General features: G+C 55.4%; 15 protein-coding genes. 7 read left to right on the plus strand and 8 right to left on the minus strand.

Translation table 11 applies throughout. The annotated features are described in order from the left end of the window. Nucleotides 1-34 precede the first annotated feature (34 nt). From murB to lpxC, 6 genes are all read left to right on the plus strand, one after another. Nucleotides 35-922, plus strand: coding sequence for a UDP-N-acetylmuramate dehydrogenase (gene murB, locus A3OW_RS0117735; RefSeq protein WP_033412819.1), 888 nt, complete (start codon nucleotides 35-37; stop codon nucleotides 920-922). Further along, nucleotides 858-1,841, plus strand: coding sequence for a D-alanine--D-alanine ligase (locus tag A3OW_RS0117740; protein ID WP_083918244.1), 984 nt, complete (start codon nucleotides 858-860; stop codon nucleotides 1,839-1,841). The genes murB and A3OW_RS0117740 overlap by 65 nt, the downstream gene beginning before the upstream one ends. Before the next feature lie 101 nt (nucleotides 1,842-1,942). Further along, complete coding sequence (locus A3OW_RS0117745) at nucleotides 1,943-2,740, plus strand: cell division protein FtsQ/DivIB (RefSeq protein WP_020564798.1); 798 nt, start codon at nucleotides 1,943-1,945, stop codon at nucleotides 2,738-2,740. Beyond that, complete coding sequence (gene ftsA, locus A3OW_RS0117750) at nucleotides 2,718-3,944, plus strand: cell division protein FtsA (protein WP_020564799.1); 1,227 nt, start codon at nucleotides 2,718-2,720, stop codon at nucleotides 3,942-3,944. Before A3OW_RS0117745 ends, ftsA begins: the two co-directional genes overlap by 23 nt. 25 nt (nucleotides 3,945-3,969) lie before the next feature. Further along, the gene (gene ftsZ / locus A3OW_RS0117755) at nucleotides 3,970-5,124 is read left to right on the plus strand and encodes a cell division protein FtsZ (protein ID WP_020564800.1); all 1,155 of its coding nucleotides are present in this window, start codon (nucleotides 3,970-3,972) and stop codon (nucleotides 5,122-5,124) included. 213 nt (nucleotides 5,125-5,337) lie between these two features. Next, the gene (gene lpxC, locus A3OW_RS0117760; protein WP_020564801.1) at nucleotides 5,338-6,261 is read left to right on the plus strand and encodes a UDP-3-O-acyl-N-acetylglucosamine deacetylase; all 924 of its coding nucleotides are present in this window, start codon (nucleotides 5,338-5,340) and stop codon (nucleotides 6,259-6,261) included. 163 nt (nucleotides 6,262-6,424) lie between these two features. Here lpxC and A3OW_RS0117765 read toward each other — a convergent pair whose 3' ends face one another. From A3OW_RS0117765 to A3OW_RS0117805, 8 genes are all read right to left on the minus strand, one after another. Further along, a complete protein-coding gene (locus A3OW_RS0117765; RefSeq protein WP_020564802.1) occupies nucleotides 6,425-6,859 on the minus strand; it encodes a DciA family protein in 435 nt (144 codons plus the stop codon). Between the two features lie 180 nt (nucleotides 6,860-7,039). Next, a complete protein-coding gene (locus tag A3OW_RS25410) occupies nucleotides 7,040-8,974 on the minus strand; it encodes a TonB-dependent receptor plug domain-containing protein (protein ID WP_033412823.1) in 1,935 nt (644 codons plus the stop codon). 550 nt (nucleotides 8,975-9,524) lie between these two features. Then, nucleotides 9,525-10,652 (minus strand): succinyl-diaminopimelate desuccinylase, encoded by a 1,128-nt coding sequence (gene dapE, locus A3OW_RS0117780; RefSeq protein ID WP_026223705.1) that lies wholly within the window; start codon nucleotides 10,650-10,652, stop codon nucleotides 9,525-9,527. Further along, nucleotides 10,652-11,038 (minus strand): ArsC family reductase, encoded by a 387-nt coding sequence (locus A3OW_RS0117785; protein ID WP_020564806.1) that lies wholly within the window; start codon nucleotides 11,036-11,038, stop codon nucleotides 10,652-10,654. The genes dapE and A3OW_RS0117785 overlap by 1 nt, the downstream gene beginning before the upstream one ends. Nucleotides 11,039-11,047: 9 nt before the next feature. Further along, nucleotides 11,048-11,290 (minus strand): hypothetical protein, encoded by a 243-nt coding sequence (locus A3OW_RS0117790; RefSeq protein ID WP_020564807.1) that lies wholly within the window; start codon nucleotides 11,288-11,290, stop codon nucleotides 11,048-11,050. A gap of 195 nt (nucleotides 11,291-11,485) precedes the next feature. Then, nucleotides 11,486-12,304: a 2,3,4,5-tetrahydropyridine-2,6-dicarboxylate N-succinyltransferase gene (gene dapD, locus A3OW_RS0117795; RefSeq protein ID WP_020564808.1), complete on the minus strand. Its 819-nt coding sequence runs from the start codon at nucleotides 12,302-12,304 to the stop codon at nucleotides 11,486-11,488. Nucleotides 12,305-12,311: 7 nt separating this feature from the next. Next, nucleotides 12,312-13,514: a succinyldiaminopimelate transaminase gene (gene dapC, locus A3OW_RS0117800; protein ID WP_020564809.1), complete on the minus strand. Its 1,203-nt coding sequence runs from the start codon at nucleotides 13,512-13,514 to the stop codon at nucleotides 12,312-12,314. Nucleotides 13,515-13,517: 3 nt separating this feature from the next. Then, nucleotides 13,518-14,300 carry a M48 family metallopeptidase gene (locus A3OW_RS0117805; protein WP_020564810.1) on the minus strand — a complete coding sequence of 261 codons (783 nt, stop codon included), beginning with the start codon at nucleotides 14,298-14,300 and terminating at the stop codon, nucleotides 13,518-13,520. A gap of 248 nt (nucleotides 14,301-14,548) precedes the next feature. Here A3OW_RS0117805 and A3OW_RS0117810 point away from each other — a divergent pair, with 248 nt between their 5' ends. Then, nucleotides 14,549-15,859 carry an MFS transporter gene (locus A3OW_RS0117810; protein WP_020564811.1) on the plus strand — a complete coding sequence of 437 codons (1,311 nt, stop codon included), beginning with the start codon at nucleotides 14,549-14,551 and terminating at the stop codon, nucleotides 15,857-15,859. Nucleotides 15,860-15,914 lie beyond the last annotated feature (55 nt).

Here is a 15,914-nt window from a genome sequence, read left to right on the forward strand (position 1 = left end):
TCCGGACCATGACGAGGCGGAGGAAAACTACGAAATGAAAGGCCATCTTCGGCTCAACGAACCTTTGGCGAAATATACCAGTTGGCGTGTCGGCGGACCCGCGGACCGGCTGTACGTTCCATACGATAAACAGGATCTGATTGAATTTGTGAAAAATCTTCCGGCCGGCGAGCCCGTCTTCTGGATCGGTCTGGGCAGCAATTTGCTGGTCAGGGACGGCGGCATACGGGGCACGGTCATCAACACTAAAGGCCGCCTGAAACAGATCCGCATGGCCGACACGGGACTGGTCTATGCCGAGGCGGGCGTGCCGTGCGCGCATGTGGCCCGTTTTTGCGGAGATCAGGGCTTGGTCGGCGCGGAGTTTCTGGCCGGCATTCCGGGCACCCTGGGAGGGGCCTTGAAGATGAATGCGGGCGCCTTCGGCGGTGAAACCTGGGGAATTGTGCACAGCGTCGAGATGCTGGATGCCGCCGGGCATGCGGCGGTTCGAGCCCGGGACGAATTCAGTGTCGGTTATCGTTCGGTCAAAGGCCATGACGATGAATGGTTTTTGGCGGCCCATCTGCAGCTCGAGTCCGGCGATGCCGAGACCAGTCAGCAGAAGATCAAGGAGTTGCTGGAAAAACGAAACAGAACGCAACCGACCAACCAGCCCAGTTGCGGCTCGGTATTTAAAAATCCGCCGGGAGATTACGCCGCCCGGTTGATCGAGGCGGCGGGTTTGAAAGGGTACGCCCTGGGCGGCGCCTGCGTCTCGGTCAAGCATGCCAACTTTATTGTAAATACCGGCCATGCCACGGCGGCCGACATAGAAGAACTCATTCAATGGGTCCGGCTTAAGGTGCAGGAACAACATGGCGTCGTTTTACAGACGGAAGTGTGCATGGTTGGAGAAAAACAGGAGAACTCAGGTGGTTAAAAAACCGGAAGAATTTGGCCGTGTGGCCGTATTGATGGGCGGAACGGCGGCGGAACGGTCCGTCTCCCTGCGCAGCGGCGCAGCGGTTTACGAGGCTTTGAAACGTAAAGGGGTGGATGCGGTAGCCATCGACGTCACCGGCAGCCCCATCGAGGCGCTGGCGGCGCACAAGATGGACCGTGTATTCAACATCATTCACGGCCGCGGCGGCGAGGACGGCGTTCTGCAGGGCGTGCTGGAGGCCATGAACATGCCTTATACCGGCAGCGGTGTGATGGCGTCGGCCTTGAGTATGGACAAGTTGAGGACCAAGTTGTGCTGGCAAGGTTACGGTCTGAGCACGCCGAAATGGCATCTGTTGCAGGATGAACGCGATATCGATCCCTGCATCGAGAAACTGGGCTTCCCGGTCATCGTCAAACCGGCGCAGGAAGGATCCAGCATCGGCATGAGCAAGGCGAAAACCCGGGACGAACTGGTCAAGGCACTGGCTTTGGCGGCCTCCTACCGCTGCGACGTCTATGCGGAAGCCTGGGTGACCGGCAAGGAATATACCGTGGCGATCCTGAACGGCGAGTCCTTGCCGCCCATTCGCCTGGAAACCCCGAACGAGTTTTACGATTACGATGCCAAATACGCGGCAACGACCACGCAATACCATTGCCCTTGCGGACTCGACCCGGATCGGGAGGAACAATTGAAAAAACTGGCGGAAACCGCCGGTAAGGTTGTCGGCGTCAAAGGTTGGGCGCGAGTGGACGTGTTTATCGATCAGTCGGGTCAATCCCAACTGATTGAAATCAACACCGTTCCGGGCATGACCGATCACAGCCTGGTGCCGATGGCCGCGAAGCAGGCCGGGATAGATTTTGACGATCTGGCCTGGCGCATACTCGAAACCAGCCTGATCCGGGATTGAGCCGGAACTATTGAATTGGGAATGATTTGTTTAGCAGTTCTTATGAGTCATTGCATTCGCCCGCGGATGCCGGTTGCCGAATCGGTCTTGGGAATGGATTGATGCAGGCAGTGAAAATAGTGGCAACTCTGTTGTTGCTGGCAGGCGTGATATGGATTTACGGTTATAAACTCAAGAAATACGGAAACGAAGCGATTCCGATCAAATATGTAAGAACCGAAGGTGTATTTCAGCATATCAGTAAAGACGAAATAAAAAGGATTCTGCTGCCGTTGGTCAAAACCGGAATACTGACCGCCGATATGCAGGCCATACACAATGCAGTAGGCCAACTGCCGTGGGTGGATACGGTTTCGGTCAAGAGGGTGTGGCCCGATGCGATCGATATCCGGATCAAGGAAAAAAAACCTTACGCGCGTTGGGGAGAGAACAGTTTGATAAATGAACAAGGCGTGATTTTCACCCCCGACAACGTAGATCAGTTTCAATCGCTGACCTTGCTGAACGGTCCGGAAAAGCAGCAAATCAAAGCGCTGGAAATCATGAAAGGAGTGAAAACGGCATTGGCGGACCAGTCCATGGAAATGGTGGAGTTCGATATCAACAACCGATGGTCATGGAAAATCAGGTTGGCGACCGGAATGGAAATATTGTTGGGAAGGACGGATCAACTGATGAAATTACAACGGTTTTTAAGAACCCTGGCCCTTCTGGGCGAAGACAGAGTCAAGGCGATGTCGGTGGTTGATTTGAGATACCCGAACGGATATGCGGTTTCATGGAGGCCTGGAAGCGAAAAGGTGGATTGGGAAAAGATGGCAAACCCGCAGCAAACGACAGACAGGCAACCGGAAACAGCGACAAAGAGTAAACAAAATGGCAAAAAAAACAGAACGTAATTTAATAGTCGGGTTGGACATCGGCACTACCAAGGTTGCCGCTATTGTGGGTGAGCTTACCAGTGAAGGTCACATTGAGGTTATCGGCATCGGTTCGGCTCCGTCCCGAGGATTAAAGAAAGGCGTCGTGGTCAATCTGGAGTCGACGGTCACTTCCATTCAAAGGGCCATCGAAGAAGCCGAATTGATGGCGGGCTGTCAGATTAAATCGGTGTTCGCCGGCATTGCCGGCAGTCATATCCGCAGCCTGAACTCTCACGGTATTGTCGCGATCAAGGACAAGGAGGTGACTCAGTACGACATCGACCGGGTCATCGATTCGGCCCGAGCGGTGGCGATTCCGGCGGATCAGAAGATATTGCACATTTTGCCCCAGGAGTTCGTGATCGATCTTCAGGAAGGCATTAAAGAGCCGGTCGGCATGTCGGGCATTCGTCTCGAAGCCAAGGTTCATATGGTGACCAGCAGCGTCAGCGCGCAGCAGAACATCATCAAATGCATCCGCCGATGCGGATTGGAAGTCGATGACATCGTTCTGGAGCAACTGGCCTCCTGTACCGCGGTACTGACCGAAGACGAAAAGGAACTGGGCGTCTGTCTGATCGACATCGGCGGCGGGACCACGGACATCGCCATTTTCGTCGATGGCGCCATCAAGCATACCGCCGTCATTCCGATCGCCGGGGATCAGGTAACGAACGACATAGCCGTCGCCTTGCGTACGCCGACGGTCAATGCGGAAGAAATCAAAAGAAAATACGCCTGTGCTCTCACTCAACTGGCCAGCGTTGAAGGAGCCATTGAAGTGCCGAGCATCGGCGATCGGGCGCCGCGAAAGATTTCCACTCAGAATCTGGCCGAAATCATCGAGCCGCGGTATGAAGAACTGATGTTGCTGGTGCAGTCCGAGCTCAGGCGCAGCGGTTATGAAGAATTGATTGCCGCCGGTATCGTATTGACCGGAGGCAGTGCAAAAGTGATGGGATTGATCGAACTGGCCGAGGAGATTTTCCATATGCCGGTACGAATGGGAGTGCCACAGAATGTCACTGGGCTGGCGGAGGTCGTAAAGAATCCGATCCATGCCACAGGAGTAGGTTTGTTAATGTACGGAAAGGAGCATCAAGTTTTAGGAAAAAGTGTAGATTTTGAAAGCGGTGGATGGCTTTCAAAGATAAGAAATTGGTTTCAAGGTAATTTTTGATTTAGTTTTTTAAGGGGCAGCGGCAATGAAATACGAATTGATGGATATGTGTAGCGAAACAGCGGTTATCAAGGTAATCGGTGTCGGGGGTGGCGGCGGCAATGCAGTCAGCCACATGGTGGGCAGTCATATAGAAGGTGTTGAGTTCATCTGTGCCAACACCGACGCTCAGGCATTAAGAAAGTTGAACGTAAGTACGATTATTCAGTTGGGAGTCGAACTTACCAAAGGTTTGGGAGCAGGCACGAATCCGGAAATAGGAAAACAGGCGGCAGAAGAAAACCGCGAGCGCATCAAGGAAGTGCTGCAAGGCGCGGACATGGTGTTCTTAACCGCCGGCATGGGCGGTGGAACGGGTACCGGAGCCATTCCGGTGATTGCCGGCATTGCACGCGAAATGGGTATTCTGACGGTGGCGGTCGTGACCAAACCGTTTCTGTTCGAAGGCAAAAAGAAGCAGGCGATCGCCGAACAGGGCATTGCGGAGCTTGAGAGATACGTGGATTCGTTGATTACGATACCCAACCAGAAATTATTGCCGGTTCTGGGCAATAACGTGTCGCTGGTCAACGCGTTCAAGGCGGCTAACGATATTTTGCTGGACGCCGTACAGGGCATTACTCAGTTGATCGTGCATCCCGGCATGATCAACGTCGATTTTGCCGACGTCAAGACCGTGATGACCGGAATGGGAGCGGCCATTATGGGTACGGGCTCCGCATCCGGCGATCAGCGCGCCCGGGAAGCGGCCGAAAAAGCCATCGCCTGCCCTCTGCTGGAAGACATCAACCTGCAGGGTGCCAAAGGCATTCTGGTGAACATTACCGCCTCGGACATGGGCATTGCCGAGTTTGACGAAGTGGGCAGCATCGTCCATGAATTTGCCTCGGAAGATGCGATCATCAAAATCGGTACGGCCATCGATCCGGCTTTGGGCGATGAAATCAAGGTGACCGTAGTCGCAACCGGCATGGGCTTGCCTCGTCAGATGCAGAAAGCTCCGGTAAAACTGGTGCAGAAAGCCTCGGCCGGCGAAGTCAGTTACAGCGAGTTCGATAAACCGACCATCATCCGGAACAAATCGGAAAGCAGGGAAACCCGTTTCGGCGTTCCGCCTAAAAACGACGACAACCTGGATTATCTGGATATTCCAGCTTTCTTGAGGCGTCAGGCCGACTGATCGGGCAAACGATGAAAAAACCAAGGAGATGAACGAACAGTAGATCCGGTTTCTTTTCAACGCCTATTTTTGACGGATACCCTGCAGGATTGGCCTCCTGCGGGGTATCGTTGAATAAAGTAGACGGTCGGGAAGTCCCGTCCCTTTACCTCTTACGGGGCGGATCATGATAAAATTCAATCTCTAGCTCCCTATCCCTGACCTTTTATAGTTATGATCAAACAACGAACTTTAAAAAATACCATCAGAGCCACAGGCGTAGGCCTGCATACCGGCGAGAAAGTGTATTTAACGTTACGTCCTGCCGAACCCAACACCGGCATTCGTTTCCGCCGGGTGGATTTGCCCGAACCGGTCACCATTCAAGCTTCTCCTGTCAACGTCGGCGAAACGGTGCTCTCAACCACGCTGGTTTCGGGCAACGTCAAAATCTCCACGATCGAACACCTGCTTTCGGCTTTTGCCGGTCTCGGCATCGACAATGCGATTATCGACGTCAGCGCGGCCGAAGTTCCCATTATGGACGGCAGCGCCGGGCCTTTCGTGTTTTTACTGCAATCGGCCGGGGTCGAAGAACAGGACTGCCCGAAGGAATACATTCGCATCAAGCGCAGTATTCGGGTGGAAGACGGAGACAAATGGGCGGCTTTCGATCCGTTCGACGGATTCAAAGTCACCTTCACGATCGATTTCGAACATCCGGCTTTCAAAAAACACGTCAAAACCGCCACCATGGATTTTTCTTCCACCACGTTCGTGAAGGAAGTCAGCCGGGCACGGACTTTCGGTTTTATGAAGGATATCGACATGCTGCGGCAAAACAACCTGGCTCTGGGCGGGAGCCTGGACAACGCCATTGTTGTCGATGAAGACAAGATTCTGAATGAAGACGGCCTGCGCTATGCCGACGAATTCGTCAAGCACAAGATTCTTGATGCAATCGGAGACTTATACCTTCTGGGGCACAGTCTGATCGGCGAGTTCACCGGCTATAAATCGGGGCATGGCCTGAACAATCAACTTCTCCGGACCTTGTTGAACGAAAGGGACGCCTGGGAAATGATTACTTTTTCCAATGAAGAAGAGGCGCCCATTTCGTTTATGCGTTCAGCCGTGTCGCCGCGGCCGGCGGCCTAAGATCCGGTTCGATTTTCCCCGGCACGGAGTCAGCGGGGCTGGGGATTCACCTCTTTCCTTTCACCTTCGGGTTTCCTGTCATACACCTCAGCGTTCTGCCTGTCAAAAAGCGCGCCCAAAATTCGTGTATCGGGCGGCGGGTATCCAGGGAGACAGCGGGGCTTTACAGCCTGGCCAGGGTCGCGCTTAATTTTTGCAGCGCCCGTTTCAATTCCTCGTCGGCAATATTTTCGCTGTGGTTTCGGATTAACAGGATGTTTTCCGGCGATGGAACATGCGGTTTTTCAATGCTCTTTTTTTCAGGGTCGAACCGGTCCGCAAGAATGCGAATCTGCAAACTTTCTGCCGCAGGTTCATCCGTCGAGGCAATGGCCGTCAATAAGTCATTGTTATAGAATCGGATCTGGGAAGCCCATGCCGCCGAATCGGTATAAATCAGCAATTTTTTGTCATTTTTTACACAATGAAAAACATGCCGGGACAAGGGAGGCGGCAATACCCCGCGGATTCGGTCGAGCATGCGTTGTTGTTGCTCCAACTGGCTCGAATATTGCGCGAGCAGCCGATTGGGAAAGGACGCTGCGGTTTGGAAAGGCATCGGGAACAGGCCAAATCAAAAATCACATCATCCTATGGGGCGATGGGTTTGGCAAGGAAATTTGAGCGCCTTATCCCAGGATTATGAAAGAACGGCGTACGATAGGCGGCAAGATCCAGCCATTTTTGACAAGAACGATTTCATTGGCCTCTCTGCGGCAGGAAAACGCCTCTGTAAAAGCTATTGAAAGCGGTAGGTGAACCACAACCGGAAATTGCGGCCGTCCTGCGGGACGGTATTGATCCGCGTTTCATCGCCGGCGGGATGCTCGTAACGGCTGTCGAACAGATTGTAGAGAGAAGCCGACAGCTCGAAGCCGGGCGCCAGCCGGGCGGCGGTCATCGTTAAATTGGTGACCTGATAATCCGAAGCGCGTAATTCGCTTTTTGTTTTACGTTCCCCGACATATTGCCATTCGACGCCGAGTCTGATTTTATCCAGCCAGACCGGCATCGATAAATTCAATTTGCCGAGATGACGCGGCGAGTTGCTCAGCCAGCAGCCCTGCAAATCGTCCATCGCGTAGGTAAAGGTATAGCTGCCGCGCAAACGCACGCCGCTGTCCCACAGATAATCCCCCTCGAATTCAAAGCCGTCCATGTCGATATCGCCGTAATTGGTATAGACCAGCAAATTGTCCTTCGGATCGTTGACTAAATTGATCAGGTTTCTGATGTTGTTGTGAAACGCCGTTCCGATCAGGCGCAGATTGCCCATCGGCTGGTATTCGGCAATGAATTCGAAGGATCGAGTTTTCTCGGGATCCAGAGTAACCGGCGATTTTTGCACATTGGCCAGATGGTAATATTTCTCGTACAGATTGGGCGCCCGGAAGGCGGTGCCGTAGAGCATTTTTAACGCCAGGGAGTCGGCCGGTTTGTAAATCAGAGCGATGCGGGGATTGACGGTATCGCCGGAAACGCTGTAATAGTCGTAGCGGACGCCGGCGTTCAGAGTGAAATAATCCCAAAACGACACATTATCCTGTAGATAAATGCCATAGCGGGAACTCGTCACTTCGGCATCGAGAAAATTGAAATAAGGATCGTCGTTATAGTTTTGCAGAATGACGTTGAAATTCTTTTGATATTCGCCGCCGAGCACCAGCTTGTGGGAGCCGAGATCCATCACGCTTTTGACTTCGGCTCCGGCCCATTGGCTGCGTTCCATTTCGTAATTATGAGTAGCGCCGAAAGGGTACACGGCGTCAAAGTCGTAAGCGCCGTAAAAAAGTCGGGCGGTCAGATCCATGGCTTCCGTCATTTGATCTTCGTAGCGGGCTTCGATGAAAGCGTTTCTGTCCCGGTAGGTTTCATTGGCATCGAATGTACTGTTGTAAACGGCAATGGGAAGGTTTTTGGTACGGTCGGAATAGATGCCTTCGAGCGTGAACCCTTTGTAATTGATCTTTCCGAAATAGCGGTCGACTTTATCTCCGTCCTGGTAATGGGCGATGCCGTCGGAAGGACCGGCGGCATCGATTTCGGGAAAATAAAGGGACTTGTGACCATCGCTGCGGTAGCGTGAAACGGAGAGAATGGATTCGACGCCGTTTTCGAAGCGATAGCCGGCGCTGGCTTTTTCACGGTCCATGCCGAAACTGCCGAAGCCTCCGGACAGGGCCGCGCCCTGTAGATCCCTGCCCTGCTTGGTGATCACGTTCATGACGCCGAACAAGGCGTTGCTGCCGTAAATCGATGAGCCGGAACCCGGAACGAACTCGATCCGTTCCACGTCTTCCAGATCGATGAGTCCGTCGGTGCCGATGCTGGCGCCGTCGTAAATGCTGTCGTTGACCCGCCGCCCGTCGATCATCAGCAGCAAACGGGAATTGTAATCGCCCGACCGGCTGAACCCCCGGGCGCCGAAATATTCGTAAGCCCGGTCATAGGTGGTATAGGTGCCGCGGATGCTGCGGATGACGTCGGCCAGGGTAAGATAGCCGAAATCCCTGATGTCTTTGGCGGTGATGACGGTCACCGCGGACGGCGCATCCATCTTCTTTTGAGGAAACTTGGACGCCGTGGTGACGTCCAGATTCAGCAGTTCCTCGAGCGGCATTTCAAAGATTTGCTGATCGTCGTCGGCTCCGTAAGAGCCGGCGGAGTAACCCAAGGCTAAAGTAAAATCCAGAACCAAAAGAACGAGTTTTGCACGCCGGCTGTTAACTGAGTTCCGCTTTGCCATTATCGATGCTTTTGACTTGTAACCGGCTGGGATGAGGATAAGGTCATTGCCGTCCTTGAACGACATGAAAGAATTCCGTCATTCGAATAGCTGAAAAGAGAAGGTGGAAAAAAGCGGATGTACAACATGAAACGTTAATTCGCCTCCTGGTTCTTCTCCTGATCTGAAACATGGACAAAGACTTGCCGCCTTTTATCGGCCGCGTATGAAGACGGAAGCGAGCAATAAGCAAAAACAATTCAAAATTTCTGTGACCGATGTCAACTTTCCGGACATGATTCTTAATGATAGTAGAGATTTCGGCGTTTTCCAGCAGGCAGGATGCGGGATGCGTGCGAGGAAAAAGACGGGGAAAGAATGAGGGAACAGGCGCCGTTGGCTAAAGCCCCTGCCGGACCGGTTTCCGGTTTGGGGAAGATCCCATCCGGAAGAGATTGCGGGTCCGGGGCCAGGCCGCGCCTGAAGGCCATCCGTACGGTTATGCGAGCAGATTGATCAGCACGTTTTCATAGATCGAGCTTAAAATCTCGAGATCCTCCAGCGCGATATGCTCGTTGATTTTATGGATGCTTTCATTGATGGGGCCGAGCTCGATCACTTCGGCGCCGGTCGGAGCAACGAAGCGCCCATCCGACGTGCCGCCGCCGGTATCGTCTTTCGGGCGGTAGCCCGTCACTTTTTCGATGGCGCCGTGGGCGGCATCGATCAGAGGGCCTTTTTCGGTAAGAAAGGGATTGCCGGACAGACGCCATTGAAGCTCGTAGTCGAAGCCGTGTTTATCGAGAATGGCCCGAGTGCGCCGCTTGATGGTTTCTTCGTCCAGTTCGGTGCAAAAGCGCAGGTTGAACAATGCCTCCAGGGAGCCGGGAATGATGTTTTCCGCGCCGGTGCCGGCATGAATGTTCGATACCTGCAGACTGGTCGGCGGAAAGAAACGGTTGCCCCGGTCCCAGATTTCCTCGGTCAGTTCCTTTAATGCCGGAGCGAACGCATGAATCGGATTCTCGGCAAGCTCGGGATAGGCGACATGGCCCTGAATGCCGGAGACGGTCAGTTTCGCGCACAGCGAGCCGCGGCGGCCGACCCGGATCACGTCCCCGATCCGCCGGTCGCTCGAAGGTTCGCCGACCAGGCACCAGTCGATTTTTTCATTCCGCGCTTCCAGCACTTCGACGACTTTCACGACGCCGTGCGTGGCGATGCCTTCCTCGTCGCTGGTCATCAGCACCGCAATGGAGCCGCGATGGCCGGGATAGGCGGCGATGAAACGCTCCACGGCGGTGATGAAGGCGGCGATGCCTCCTTTCATGTCGGCGGCGCCGCGGCCGTAGAGCTTGCCGTCGCGAACCGTGGGTTCGAAAGGCGGAGACGCCCAATGATTTAACGGGCCGGTGGGAACCACGTCGGTATGGCCGAGAAAAACGAACAGCGGCTTTGCCCGGCCCCGCCTGAGCCAGAGGTTGCGGGTATCGGCAAAATCCAGGCGCTCTTCGGTAAAGCCCAAGGGAGTGAGCCGGGCAGCGAGCACGTCCTGACATCCGGCGTCGTCGGGAGTGACCGACTCGCGCCGTATCAGGTCCTGCAGAAGTTCCAAAGTTTTCGTCATCATCCGTTTTTCGGCGGCAAGGTTGAAGTCGCGGGCGTGGGTCCGGAAAAGAGGGCGGCGTATCGGTCGGCCTTGAAGCCGATCATCAACTCGGTGCCGGTGTCGAGGATCGGGCGCTTGATCAGCGTGGGCGTCGCCAGCATCAGACGGCAGGCTTTGTCCCGGTCCGGATCGGCCCGCTGCTCTTCGGTCAGTTGCCGCCAACTGGTGCTGCTGCGGTTCAGCAGGTTTTCCCAGCCGAGTCGGTCGGCAAAACGGTTAAGCAACTCGGACGTCAAGCCGTCGCTGCGGTAATCATGCAAACGGCAGGCGATGCCGTTCTGCTCCAGCCACTTCTGGGCCTTTTTGCACGTGTCGCAATTTTTGATGCCGTAGAGGGTGATCATGAATGACGTTTATAACTGGCTGTTGAGCAATTCGTCCAGGCTGGGCAGGGATTTGTCCGCCTTGAGACGGGATTTGTACAAATCGATGAATTCCATGAAGGCCTGTTCCAGGTCTTCCAGAATGCTTTCTTCGTTGTCGCGCTCCTCCCCCGGCACGTCGCCGGAGTCGAGATAGTCCTTCTGCAAGGAAATTTCGCTGTTCAAGGACAGCATTGCGTAAATGACGGCGTTGTTGGAAAGGTTGATGCTCATGATGGATTCGGCTTGAAATTGGGTTATGGTGATGAAGGCCGGGCCGGAGTGTGGCGCATTGCTTTAATGACTGAAGAGGCGTCTTGTCCTTGGTTCAATCTCGCCTGCTCATGGTTGACAAGCAGGCAAGACGGCGTTTCGGTCAATGCCCCGGGTTAAGACCGCCTCCCTGCGGCCGTATTTTTCCTTAGACCATTAATCCCGCAGCAGTTCGTTAATGCCGGTTTTACTGCGCGTTTTTTCGTCGACCTGTTTGATGATGACGGCGCAGTACAGGCTGTATTTTCCGTCCGCGGAAGGCAGATTGCCGGAGACCACGACCGAGCCGGCCGGAATGCGTCCGTAAGTGATTTCGCCGGTCATGCGGTTATAGATTTTGGTGCTCTGGCCGATGTAGACCCCCATCGAAATGACGCAGCCGTCTTCGACGACGACGCCTTCGACGATTTCCGAGCGGGCGCCGATAAAACAATTGTCGCCGATGATCGTCGGGCCGGCCTGCAAGGGTTCCAGAACCCCGCCGATGCCGACGCCGCCGGAAAGATGCACGTTTTTACCGATTTGCGCGCAGGAGCCGACCGTGACCCAGGTATCGACCATGGTACCGCTGTCGACATAGGCGCCGATGTTCACGTAAGAAGGCATCAGGATCGCTCCGGGCGCGATATAGGAGCCGCGCCGGGCCACGGCGTTGGGCACGACCCGGACGCCGGCCTTGGCGAAGTCCTCTTCGCTGTAGCTGGCGAACTTGCATTCGACCTTGTCGTAGTAACGGGTGTTGCCGCCGTCCATCAGGCGATTTTCATTGATTCTGAACGACAATAATACGGCTTTTTTCAGCCATTGATGGGTTACCCAGTCGCCGTCGATTTTTTCCGCGACCCGGGCCTTGCCGCTGTCGAGCAGATTGAGGCATTCCTGGACGGCGCCGCGGATTTCCTGGGAGACGTTGGCGGGGGTGATGTCCGCGCGCTGTTCGAACGCCGCGTTGATGATGTCTTCAAGTTTTTTCATGTCGGTTTTATAGCGTGTTTAAGAAATTTTTGATCCTTCGCGCGGCTTCGACGCATTCCTGAAGCGGCGCGACCAGCGCGATACGCACATGGTTGACGCCGGGATCGAGCCCATTGAATTCGCGCGAAAGAAAGCTGCCCGGCAATACGGTCACATTTTCCCGGGCATACAATTGCCGGGCAAATTCGATTTCCGAAACCGGAGTTTTCAGCCAGACATAAAAACCGGCGGGCGGTTTGGCGACGTCGCAGACCTCGCCGAGAATATCGATGACAGCATCGAACTTTTCCCGATAAAGCCGCCGGTTTTCGCGCACGTGGCGCTCGTCTTGCCAGGCCTGAATGCTGGCGTGCTGGGTCGGCACCGGCATCGCGCAGCCGTGATAAGTCCGGTACAGCAGATAATCGTTCAGAATCGACGCGTCGCCCGCGACGAAGCCCGAGCGCAATCCCGGCGCATTGGAGCGCTTGGACAGGCTATGGAACACGACGCAGCGTTTGAATTCGGTGTTGCCGAGGCGGCAGGCGGTTTCCAGAAGGCCCGGCGGCGGGTTGTTTTCGTCGTCGTAAAGCTCGCTGTAGCATTCGTCGGAGGCGATGACGAAATCATGCCGCTCGGCGAGCCGGAGCAGTTGCTCGTGGGCGGCGACCGGCATGACCGCGCCGCTCGGATTTCCCGGCGAGCAGATGTAAATCAACTGGCAGCGGCGCCAGACGGATTCCGGCACCGAGCCGAAATCGGGCAGATACGAATTGCTTGCCGGCGTATTCAAAAAATAGGGTTCCGCTCCCGCCAGAAGCGCCGCGCCTTCGTAAATCTGGTAAAAGGGATTCGGCATGATCACCACGGGGCGCTCCCCGGCAGACGGATCGACCACGCATTGAGCAAACGAAAACAGCGCTTCCCGGGTGCCGCTGACCGGCAGAATCTGACGCTCGGCGTCGATCAGGCCGGCCGGCAGCCGAAAACGGTTCGTCAGCCAGTCGCCGATCGCCTGTCTGAGCTTGGGCAGACCCTTGGTCGTGGGGTAATTGGACAGCCCGTGCAGATGGGTCAGCAAGGCTTCCTGAATCACGTGCGGCGTCGCGTGCGCAGGCTCTCCGATCGACAGTACGATGGGCGATTTGCCGGCGGGCGCGGCGATTCCCTGCTTGAGCTGCGCCAGTTTTTCGAACGGGTAAGGTTGCAGCAGTTTTAAACGTGGCGTCATCGTTTATTGGCAGCGCGGTTGGCGGCCCATGGCCTGGGCTTGCTGGAAGAGTTGCATGGCTTGCGGCATGTGTTGCTGCAGATCCTGTTCCCGAGTCGCGTGCGAAGGGTGCGTCGACAGGAATTCGACAGGCTGCCGTCCCTGCATCGCCTGTTCCATTCTTTGCCACAGATTGATGCTCTGCCGGGGATCGAATCCGGCTTTCGCCATCAGATCGAGGCCGATAATGTCCGCCTCGCTTTCCTGCAAGCGGCTGTAGGGCATCAACACGCCGTACTCGGCGCCGAGCCCGAGCAGACCGAACGCGGTTTGCCCCAGCGTCGAGGTGGGCGTGCTCATCGCCTGAATCAGCGCCATCCCCGAACTGACCGCCATTTCCTGAGATGCCCGTTCATTGCTGTGCTTGGCCAGGACGTGGCCGATTTCATGGCCGATCACGGCAGCCAACTGGTCCTGATTCTCCACCAGGTTGAACATGCCGCTGTACACGCCGATTTTATTGCCGGGCAAGGCGAAGGCATTGTAGGAGGAATCCTCGAAAACAACCACTTCCCAGTTGCCGCCTGTTATTTGAGTGATGTTGCCGGCTATGCACCGGGCGATTTCATTGTAGCGGGCGTTCGTGCTGAGAGGTTTGTCTTTCTTCAGCGTATCGAATGCCTGCAGGCCCATCTGGTCGACTTGCGCGTCGGACATCAAAATCAGTTGTTTTCTGCCGGTAGGGCTGACGGCGCAAGCGCTGAGCAGGCACGCCGCCGCAACGGCGGCAAAAAAGGGTTTCAACATAATTCCGTCTCGTCAGAATTGAAAAAGGCATTTTAACGTAAACCGTATCATCTTGGGATGAAAAAAATCACTGCAAGCGGCGGCGCTTCCGCTTGAATGCTGCTGAGTGCACGCCTCGTTCCGCTGAAAAAGTCACGGATTCCGGAAGCGTTCGTTATCTTTGGAACGGTTAAACCGGCGTACCGTTAGCCCGATTCTCCGCAACCTTTTATAATCCTTTCTCTTTCCTGTTTCCCGTCCGAATTCCGATGCCCGTGAACGCAACCTCCTTGTACCGCAAACTGGCCTGGCGTTTGCTGCCGCCGCTGTATCTTATCTATATTCTGGCCTATCTCGACCGCATGAACATCGGTTTCGCCCAGTTGCAGATGAAGGAAGCGCTTCGGTTCAGCGATACCGTTTACGGGCTCGGTGCCGGCATTTTTTTTATCGGTTATACCCTGTTCGAGATTCCGAGCAATCTGATTCTGGAAAAAGTCGGCGCCAAAATCTGGCTGACGCGGATCATGATCACCTGGGGGCTGATTTCCAGCGCGATGGTGTTCATAGAAACGCCGCGCGATTTTTATATCCTGCGGTTTTTGTTGGGCATCGCCGAAGCCGGATCGTTCCCGGGCTTGATTCTTTATTTCAGCTACTGGTTTCCGGCGCCGGTCCGGGCCAAATTCGGCGCCGTGCTGATTACCGCGACCGCGGCCTCGGGCCTGATCGGCGCTCCCCTCGCCGGCTTGTTGCTGAGCGTGGATGGGTTTATGGGCTGGCAGGGCTGGCAATGGCTGTTTCTGGTCGAAGGCATTCCCTCGGTTGTCTTCGGCGTCGTTTTGTATTTCTGGTTGACCGATCGGCCGGCGCATGCGTCCTGGCTCAGCGAGGAAGAAAAAGCCTGGCTTGAGCGCACGCTGGCGGCCGAGCAAAAGTCGGCTTCCCATGCTCATGCCTCGGAGCTGAAACAGGCGCTGCTGCATCCGAAAGTCTGGCTGCTGGCCTTGCTGTATTTTGCCGTGGTCGTCAATTATTACAGCATCAGCCTATGGCTGCCGCAATTGATCAAGAGCTGGTCGGGGCTCGACAACGTGCGCACCGCGTTGCTCACCGGGCTGCCGTATCTGGTCACGGTGATCGCGATGGTGGTGGTCGGCGCGCATTCCGACCGGACTTCCGAGCGCCGCTGGCACATCGTGCTCTGCGGCTGGACGGCGGCGGCCGCGTTCGCACTGAGCCCCCATCTTCAGTCGCCCGTATGGGCGCTGATCGCGATTACGGTGGCGGCCGCCGGCATCTGGAGCATTCTGGCGCCGTTCTGGACCCTGCCCCATGCGTTGCTGAAAGACGGCGCGGCCCGTGCGTCGGGCCTGGCCTTGATCAATTCGGTCGGCAATCTCGGCGGATTTGCCGGGCCGTATTTCGTGGCCTGGCTAAAGACCGCGACCGGCGACTTCAAAACGGCGTTGCCGATATTGGCGTTGATCCTGGCGGCCGGTGTGCTGCTGGTGTTTGTTGCTGCCAAGCCGCTGAGTCGGCGAACGGACACGGGCCGTATCGATCTTAGGAGGCGATAAGATTAGCTATGGAAAAGTCAACCGGATTTTATTACAATAAACGGTTAAATTTTTC

The sequence above is a fragment of the Methylosarcina fibrata AML-C10 genome, from assembly GCF_000372865.1.
Taxonomy (GTDB): Bacteria; Pseudomonadota; Gammaproteobacteria; order Methylococcales; family Methylomonadaceae; genus Methylosarcina; species Methylosarcina fibrata.

Excerpts from the sequence above, each read along its gene's own strand:
- dapD (WP_020564808.1), bottom strand. The coding sequence starts at position 12,304 with ATGAAAAAACTTGAAGACATCATCAACGCGGCGTTCGAACAGCGCGCG.
- dapC (WP_020564809.1), bottom strand. The coding sequence starts at position 13,514 with ATGACGCCACGTTTAAAACTGCTGCAACCTTACCCGTTCGAAAAACTG.
- A3OW_RS0117810 (WP_020564811.1), top strand. The coding sequence starts at position 14,549 with ATGCCCGTGAACGCAACCTCCTTGTACCGCAAACTGGCCTGGCGTTTG.
- lpxC (WP_020564801.1), top strand. The coding sequence starts at position 5,338 with ATGATCAAACAACGAACTTTAAAAAATACCATCAGAGCCACAGGCGTA.
- A3OW_RS0117785 (WP_020564806.1), bottom strand. The coding sequence starts at position 11,038 with ATGATCACCCTCTACGGCATCAAAAATTGCGACACGTGCAAAAAGGCC.
- ftsA (WP_020564799.1), top strand. The coding sequence starts at position 2,718 with ATGGCAAAAAAAACAGAACGTAATTTAATAGTCGGGTTGGACATCGGC.
- A3OW_RS0117740 (WP_083918244.1), top strand. The coding sequence starts at position 858 with ATGGCGTCGTTTTACAGACGGAAGTGTGCATGGTTGGAGAAAAACAGG.
- A3OW_RS0117745 (WP_020564798.1), top strand. The coding sequence starts at position 1,943 with ATGCAGGCAGTGAAAATAGTGGCAACTCTGTTGTTGCTGGCAGGCGTG.
- A3OW_RS0117790 (WP_020564807.1), bottom strand. The coding sequence starts at position 11,290 with ATGAGCATCAACCTTTCCAACAACGCCGTCATTTACGCAATGCTGTCC.
- murB (WP_033412819.1), top strand. The coding sequence starts at position 35 with ATGAAAGGCCATCTTCGGCTCAACGAACCTTTGGCGAAATATACCAGT.
- dapE (WP_026223705.1), bottom strand. The coding sequence starts at position 10,652 with ATGACGAAAACTTTGGAACTTCTGCAGGACCTGATACGGCGCGAGTCG.
- ftsZ (WP_020564800.1), top strand. The coding sequence starts at position 3,970 with ATGAAATACGAATTGATGGATATGTGTAGCGAAACAGCGGTTATCAAG.
- A3OW_RS0117765 (WP_020564802.1), bottom strand. The coding sequence starts at position 6,859 with ATGCCTTTCCAAACCGCAGCGTCCTTTCCCAATCGGCTGCTCGCGCAA.
- A3OW_RS0117805 (WP_020564810.1), bottom strand. The coding sequence starts at position 14,300 with ATGTTGAAACCCTTTTTTGCCGCCGTTGCGGCGGCGTGCCTGCTCAGC.